Origin of the sequence: Moorena sp. SIO2C4 (assembly GCF_010672485.1) — a bacterium.
Taxonomy (GTDB): Bacteria; Cyanobacteriota; Cyanobacteriia; order Cyanobacteriales; family Coleofasciculaceae; genus Moorena; species Moorena producens.
The window spans coordinates 1-5,968 of record NZ_JAAHGN010000440.1 but is presented as its reverse complement, the minus strand read 5'-3'; the positions used below and the strand labels follow the sequence as shown (position 1 = coordinate 5,968).

The window sequence follows — 5,968 nt, the reverse complement described above, 5'->3', positions numbered from 1 at the left end:
TGTTCAGTTTCTAGTGGCAAAAACGCAGATAGCATTTCTACCAGTCGATCGACTCCCCTAGCGTGCTCTGTTGCAGCCTGCATGGTTTTTTGCAGACGCTGAGTTACTTGATTAAGGGCAAACAGAATAAGCTCCTGCTTATCTCGAAAGTGGTGAGTAACAACTCCGGTGGTGCAACCCAGCTCTTGGGCGATCGCGCGCATACTGGTGCGATCTAACCCCTCTCGGACAATAACTCGCCAGGCGGCTTCAGAAACTTCAAGGCGGCGATCCTGTTGGGACATGAGCATTAAAGGGAACTATAGCAGAAGTCAGAAGTCAGAAGTCAGAAGTCAGAAGTAAAACTATTGCGCTTACAAAGGGTGTGAGACTAATGTCGATGTCCTAACTGCCCTGGCGACTGCTATAACCAGATAACACCAGATATAAAGTGGGACATAAACAAAGTCTCAATGCCTATTGACAGCTTATCATAACAGTTGTTATATTGTTAGCATAACAACTGTTATGAGGTTAAGCTAATGCACTCTGAGCTGACTTGTCCCTCCCCTCGCTCTGGTCTCAAAGGTTGGCTTGATCGCTTCACCGGACCAGGGGCAACCCAAGCTGAGTTGCTGATACAATTTGTGCCGTCGCTGGTGGCTTTGGTAGCAGCTCCAACCTACGCGCTGACCCTCCCAATACAGTGGAGCCCGTTGCAATTAGGACTGATTGCTGTTCTTGGCCTTGATTTAGTGGGGGGTCTCCTCACCAATGCCACTTCCACCGCTAAGGGTTGGTATCACCGACCGGAACAGGGTTGGCAGCAGCATTTAGGATTTGTGTCTGTTCATGTGATCCATGTCTTGTTAGTGGCGCTGCTATTTCGTGGGGGAGATTGGGGGTTCTTGATCGGTGTGTCCAGCTACCTGTTGGGGGCATCAGTGTTGATTTTGCGGTCTCCCCTCTATCTTCAACGTCCAGTAGCCCTAGGGCTTTACAGCTTAGGGCTGTTGGGCGATCGCTATCTATTTTCCCCAATGCCTGGTTTGGAATGGTTTCTCCCTTTGTTTTTTCTAAAAATATTAGTCAGTCATTTGCTTAAGGAAACCCCTTATCGCCCTAGGGAAACGCGATAAGATTTTCTGGTACTGATTTGTGGTGTTTGACAGGAATAATTCTAGTTGTGAGGTAATTACAATGACAATAACTATTAGACATCTGGTATCTGCACTCTTGGTTTTATCTTTTGGATTGTTGGGGTCTCTAATTCCTGGTGGTTCAATTGAAACAAGGAGTTTCTCACACATTGACCCCTTGATATTGGGGGCATTTAATACCTTCTTAACTTCCCTAGAGATAGTCAGCCTTTTAATTATTTACTTTATCTTCAAAGATTTAAAGTGGGCGTTCATTGTGTCTAGCTTATGTGCTATGTCCTATTTTATCGTATACGCCCTAGACTTAGGAACACTCTTTCCAGTTTCGCCAGATCCCATGCCTCAGGCGCTATTTGTAATTGAAGTATTGGGAATGATTGTTTCTCTTCCTTTACTATTTCTTTCTGTTCGCGGAGCTATGACGAGTAACACTAGTGGCAAGGAGCAAGTAATAGAAAGCAAACCCTATTCAAAGACGTTTGTATATTTCGCTTTCTTTTTGGTTATTGTTGGTGTTGGCATTATTACCTTTGCTACGAAATCTGCTATAGGTAGCTAACAGTGCCTAACATTCGTAAGTATTCAGCTGTCAGCTATCAGCTTTGTGGCACAGCGTCGAAGCCTGTACCAGGCTACGGTAACAGCTATCGTAAGCTATCAGCTATCAGCTATCAGCTATCAGCTATCAGCTTATGGCTTAGATCACAGCGTCGAAGCCTGTGCCACCCTACTTGAGGTGTTTTTGAATAAAATCAGCTGACCACTGACCACTGACGGCTGACGGCTGAATGCTTACCAGCTATCAGCTTATGGGCATAGGGCAAGCTACACCGAACAGCTTTTGAATAACAAAAATAACCATTAGTTTAATCTGAGTTAAGGAAAGCTGACCGCTGACTGCTGACCGCTGAATGCTTAAGAATTAGAAGGAATATGTTTGCTTTTTATATCAATCCTATGTTTACATCTCAAATAAAAATTATATAGCGTTTATCATAGCTATGAGGTACATTCAAGGTTCTTACCGCTGCTCCGTTCGCGTTTGGCCGTAGGCCACGCGGGGCGCGTTCGCGCAGCGTCTGGCAAAGCCAGTAAGCGTGGCCCACGGCCTTAGCTCCCTAAAACCCTAAGGGCGAGGTACCTCATCCGATTGAGAGTGCTATATATGACAATGATATATCTAGAGCTAAACAATCAAGGTCAAGTACTTCGTTTTTCTCTTGAGAAAGGATTTTATCGATTAGGACGCGATCGCACTTGGTCAGATTTCGATATTCCTGAAACAGGCTGGACTATTGTCTCCCAACGCCATGCTTTTCTGCTTCAAGAGGGAGAGGATTATCGGATTTTTGATGGTGATGGGGCAAATCCAAGTACTAATGGACTATTTGTTAACCACACTCGCATCACTGATGGGTATCTTCTGAAACATGGCTTAGAGTTGACCATTGGACAAAATCCTCGGGATTACATTCGCCTCACTTACTTTAATCCTGCCCATAGTCAACCAAGGGTGACGCCAAATAAACGGCAGCTTTCCTTGGCAAGTGTGCAAAATTGGCCACTGCAATTGGGTCGTTCTCCTAATCCTGAACTTTCCCACTGTTGGCCATTAGATGCACCGACAGTTTCTTCCCTTCACGCTACCCTGATCAAGATTTCCGAAGGCAATTATCAGATTAATAATTATAGCAGAAATGGTACCTTTATTAATGACAAATTAATCCATAAACCAGTTTTACTTAAGGATGGGGATACGATTCGGATTGGTCCGTTTATATTACTGTTGAGGCAGGATACTTTAGAATTAGTTGACCAAGGTAATCAAATTCGGATTGATGCTGATAAATTGCTGCGCGAGGTTAATTATAAATTAGGCAAAAAACGCACTATCCTGAATCAGGTTTCTATGCCGATTGAACCAGGTCAGTTAGTGGCTTTGGTAGGAGGTAGTGGCACTGGGAAATCTACGTTACTGAAAACTCTATTAGGAATTGCACCAATTACTAAAGGTACTGTATTTATCAATGGCCAAGATTTGCGACAGCATTTTAATCAGTACCGCTCACAAATTGGCTATGTTCCCCAAGATGATATTGTGCATCGGGATTTAACTGTAAAAGAAGTATTAACCTATGCCTGTGAATTACGATTACCACCAGATACTGATGTGAAACAGGTGGTGAAGCAAACTTTGTCACAAGTCAAACTGGATTTTGTGAGAAACACGGTTGTGGGTAATCTGAGTGGGGGACAACGGAAACGAGTCAGTATTGCTGTGGAATTATTGGCTGATCCGAAACTGTTCTTTCTGGATGAACCTACTTCTGGTCTAGATCCAGGACTGGATAAGGAAATGATGCAGCTATTGCGAGAATTAGCGAATCAGGGACGAACTGTGGTGCTGGTGACTCATGCTACTGCGAATATTGACGTATGCGATCGCATTGCCTTTATGGGTCGGGGTGGACGGTTGTGTTACTTTGGTCCTCCCACAGAAGCGATGGACTTTTTTAAGATGCCATCTCCAGACTTAAGATACTTCCCTGATATTTACCTGAAGCTAGAGCAAGGGGAAACACCGGAGGAACTTGAGCAGAATAGTGAACACTGGCATCAGCGGTTTCTCAGCTCACCTGGTTACAAGACCTACATTTCAGCACACCTCAGTCCTGGTCAAAGGTTGCTATCGACCTCAATCCCTAGCAAAAGTGCTGGTATTCCTGTTTTCAAGCAACTCAAGCAACTGCTGTTGCTCAGTCAGCGCTATCTACAACTAGTAGTGCGGGATATGCGAAGTCTTGCCCTAGCCTTACTAACTGCTCCGATTGGGATTAGTTTGATTATTCTGACGTTGTCAGGGAAAGACCCCTTAGCTCAACTGAAGTCTCCAGAGATAACCCAAGCACCTCTAGCGCTACGAGTATTGTTTATTTTTACCTGTGCTGCCCTGTGGGTTGGACTATCTAGTTCACTGCAAGAAATTGTGAAAGAGTCCAGTATTTATGCGAGAGAGCGACTGGTTAATTTAGGGTTATTTCCCTATCTCGGTTCCAAAGTACTGATTCGGTCTGGCTTAGCTATTTTACAAACTATCTTGATTGTTACTATTGTGCTCTATGGGTTTAAGCCACCTACCTCTGAACTACTGGATTGGAAAATTGGCTTGGGAATCACTACTTTTTTAACCATTATCGCTGCTACCAGTTTAGGTCTGATGGTATCGACATTGGTTAAAAATGAAAGTGAAGCCAATAATACTATACCATTGATTTTGCTACCCCAGATTATTTTTTCTGGAGTTATTTTTAAACTAAAAGGATTAGCCAGTACACTATCTTGGCTGATGGTAAGTCGTTGGTCAATGGGAGCTTACGGTGCCCTGGTAAATGTGAATAGCATGGTACCAGAACAGTCTTCCAGGTTTGGATTGAAGCTTCCTCCTCCTCCCTTTGAAGCAACACCCGTTTATGATGCCACCTGGCAAAATTTGATTCTTAACTGGCTACTACTGTGCTTACACACCGGGGTTTATTTAATAATCGCCTTTAAATTACAGAAGCGGAAGGATATTTTATAGGAAATATGTAGGGTGGGCAGTGCTTACTTTGATCATTGTCAGGTTTTAAATTAGTCTGAGGCACTGCCCACCAGAGAATTAATTTTATAGTTAATTTACTGTCGGTGGGCAGAGAAATATAGAGTAGATGTAGGGTGGGCAGTGCTTACTTTTAGGATAGTCAGGTTTTAAATTAGTCGGATGCACTGCCCACCCTACTATTAATCTGTCGGTGGGCAGTGCTTACTTTTAGGATTATCAGCTTTTCAATTGGTTTTATGCACTGCCCACCCTACTATTAATCTGTCGGTGGGCAGTGCTTACTTTTAGGATTATCAGCTTTTCAATTGGTTTTATGCACTGCCCACCCTACTATTAATCTGTCGGTGGGCAGTGCTTACTTTTAGGATTATCAGCTTTTCAATTGGTTTTATGCACTGCCCACCCTACTATTAATCTCTGATATTAACACAAAAAATCATCGGATATCTTTTCTTTCTAACCTCTCCACAATCTCCATATTTCGTAATAAAAAAAATTACTAAACCCCTTGACAATAAATTAATTTATAATTATATTAATAATATAAGCAGTTTCAAGGAGTCATTACTGATGACTAAAAACTTTCCACCTAACTCTGATGACAATATCACCCCTGAAAACGAAGGTCGTAAACGGAAGAAAGCCAAGCTCGTTTTGATCGGTTCTCCTGAAAAGGTTCGCAAAACAATTAATGCCATTTATTCCCTTAAGTATGCTTACCCAGACGAGTGGAGCACTCCCGAGCCTACTGGAAAACCGGGTGAGGTTATGACCTTTTTGATTCGATATTTTTACGTAGACTAGGATAGTAAATTGCCAGGGCAAAGCCCTGGCGACTATGAATGGTGAACGTTTTTTGTGGAGGGATATAAATCAGGATGAAGGATGAGTTAGAATGTGGTTGCTTTCGAGCAGTTGCTGACTAATTCGATAAGAATGTATTAGTTCATCAGTAGCGATGCAGCGCGGTCTTGGGGAGGCAGCGCGGTCTTGGGGGTTTCCCCCATGAGCGACTGCCGTGGTCCCCCCCATGAGCGACTGCATCAAGACAGTGATTTAGAGTTGAGTTGAGCTCAGCTTTACAAAAGAATTCGGTCAAGACTTGGGGTTAACCAGAGCTTGACCGATTTTTTTTTGTTATAGTTAGAGGAATTATTAATTGGGTGAGTTCGTAGGGTGCGTTAGGGACGGGCTTGCACTCATTTTATCGGTCGTCAATGTTGGGAAA

6 protein-coding genes are annotated in these 5,968 nt (G+C 43.3%); 5 read left to right on the top strand and 1 reads right to left on the bottom strand.

What is annotated here, in order from left to right:
- Positions 1 to 284 (bottom strand): TetR/AcrR family transcriptional regulator (locus F6K20_RS21360; RefSeq protein WP_287295951.1); only part of this gene is annotated, 284 nt, incomplete at its 3' end.
- 237 nt (positions 285 to 521) lie between these two features.
- On the opposite strand from F6K20_RS21360, the gene F6K20_RS21355 reads away from it, so the two are divergent.
- From F6K20_RS21355 to F6K20_RS21335, 5 genes are all read left to right on the top strand, one after another.
- Positions 522 to 1,118 (top strand): hypothetical protein, encoded by a 597-nt coding sequence (locus F6K20_RS21355; protein ID WP_287295950.1) that lies wholly within the window; start codon positions 522 to 524, stop codon positions 1,116 to 1,118.
- A 61-nt stretch (positions 1,119 to 1,179) separates the two neighbouring features.
- Positions 1,180 to 1,698, top strand: a complete 519-nt coding sequence (locus tag F6K20_RS21350; RefSeq protein ID WP_008179736.1) for a DUF8051 family protein — start codon at positions 1,180 to 1,182, stop codon at positions 1,696 to 1,698.
- A 2-nt stretch (positions 1,699 to 1,700) separates the two neighbouring features.
- Positions 1,701 to 1,874, top strand: coding sequence for a hypothetical protein (locus F6K20_RS21345; protein ID WP_287295948.1), 174 nt, complete (start codon positions 1,701 to 1,703; stop codon positions 1,872 to 1,874).
- A gap of 436 nt (positions 1,875 to 2,310) precedes the next feature.
- Positions 2,311 to 4,719, top strand: coding sequence for an ATP-binding cassette domain-containing protein (locus tag F6K20_RS21340; RefSeq protein ID WP_287265229.1), 2,409 nt, complete (start codon positions 2,311 to 2,313; stop codon positions 4,717 to 4,719).
- A 591-nt stretch (positions 4,720 to 5,310) separates the two neighbouring features.
- The gene (locus F6K20_RS21335) at positions 5,311 to 5,544 is read left to right on the top strand and encodes a hypothetical protein (protein ID WP_008179742.1); all 234 of its coding nucleotides are present in this window, start codon (positions 5,311 to 5,313) and stop codon (positions 5,542 to 5,544) included.
- The last annotated feature ends 424 nt before the right edge of the window (positions 5,545 to 5,968 follow it).

Coding starts and splice junctions, on each gene's coding strand:
- F6K20_RS21355 (WP_287295950.1), top strand. CDS start 522: ATGCACTCTGAGCTGACTTGTCCCTCCCCTCGCTCTGGTCTCAAAGGT.
- F6K20_RS21350 (WP_008179736.1), top strand. CDS start 1,180: ATGACAATAACTATTAGACATCTGGTATCTGCACTCTTGGTTTTATCT.
- F6K20_RS21340 (WP_287265229.1), top strand. CDS start 2,311: ATGATATATCTAGAGCTAAACAATCAAGGTCAAGTACTTCGTTTTTCT.
- F6K20_RS21335 (WP_008179742.1), top strand. CDS start 5,311: ATGACTAAAAACTTTCCACCTAACTCTGATGACAATATCACCCCTGAA.